Source organism: Actinoplanes sp. NPDC048791, from assembly GCF_040650095.1.
GTDB lineage: Bacteria > Actinomycetota > Actinomycetes > Mycobacteriales > Micromonosporaceae > Actinoplanes.
In genome coordinates, this window is record NZ_JBEZGQ010001746.1 from 1 (window position 1) to 1,035 (window position 1,035).

A 1,035-nucleotide genomic window follows, 5' to 3' on the forward strand; every position below is an offset into this window, starting at 1 on the left:
GTCGGTGCTGGTGCTGGCCTATTTCGCCTTCATCAGCCTCGGCCTGCCGGACGGCCTGCTCGGGGTCGGCTGGCCGTCGATGGCCACGGAGTTCCGGGTCGGCACCGACACCGTCGGCCTGCTGCTGTTCGCCGGTACGGCCGGCTACCTCGTGTCCAGCGTCGCGGCCGGCTTCAGCATCGCCCGCCTCGGGGTGGGCCCGCTCCTCGCGGTCAGCACCGCGCTGGCGAGTCTGGCGCTGGCCGGGTACGCGATCTCGCCGGCCTTCGCTTTTCTGGTGCCCTGTGCCCTGATCGCCGGTTTCGGGGGCGGGGCCATCGACGCCGGGCTCAACGCGTACGCGGCCGGCGCGTTCGGGCCCCGCCACATGAACTGGTTGCACGCGTTCTTCGGCCTCGGGGTGGCCATCGGACCGCTGATCATGACCGCCGTGCTCAGCGGCGGGCTGTCCTGGCACTGGGGTTACGGGATCGTCGCCTCCGGTCAGGCGCTGCTCGCGGTCGCGTTCGCCCTGACGCGTCGTTCCTGGGCTCAGCACCGCACCCGGCCCACCACCGCGGAGCAGGCGGCGGGCACCGCGGCACCCAAGCCGACGCGGATCGCCGTGACGCTGGCGATCCCCGCGGTGTGGATCAGCGCGGCGGCCTTCGCCGTCTATGTCGCGCTGGAGATCAGCGCCGGGTTGTGGGCGTTCCTGTTCCTCACCGGCGAGCGCGGGATCAGCGCGACGGTCGCCGGCATCTGTGTGTCGGCGTACTGGGCGAGCCTGTTCGTCGGCCGGGTCGTGCAGGGGTTCATCGTCGAGCGGGTCGGCACCACCCGCATCCTGGTCGGCAGCCTGCTCGGCCTGGTCGCGGGGTCGGTGCTGGTGGCGCTGCCCGGCCCGGGCTGGCTGGCGGTGGCCGGCCTGATGGTCATCGGCTTCGCGGCGGCGCCGGTGTTCCCGTTGCTCACGCTGACCACCGCCGACCGGGTCGGGTCGCTGCACGCCGACCGGACGATCGGCGTGCAGATCGGCGCGTCGGGCCTCGGCGG

At 73.2% G+C, this 1,035-nt stretch carries 1 protein-coding gene; it reads left to right on the top strand.

Annotated elements, in window-relative coordinates:
* The coding region (locus tag AB0C29_RS50135; RefSeq protein WP_360835679.1) for an MFS transporter at positions 1-1,035 on the top strand (1,035 nt) is incomplete at both ends.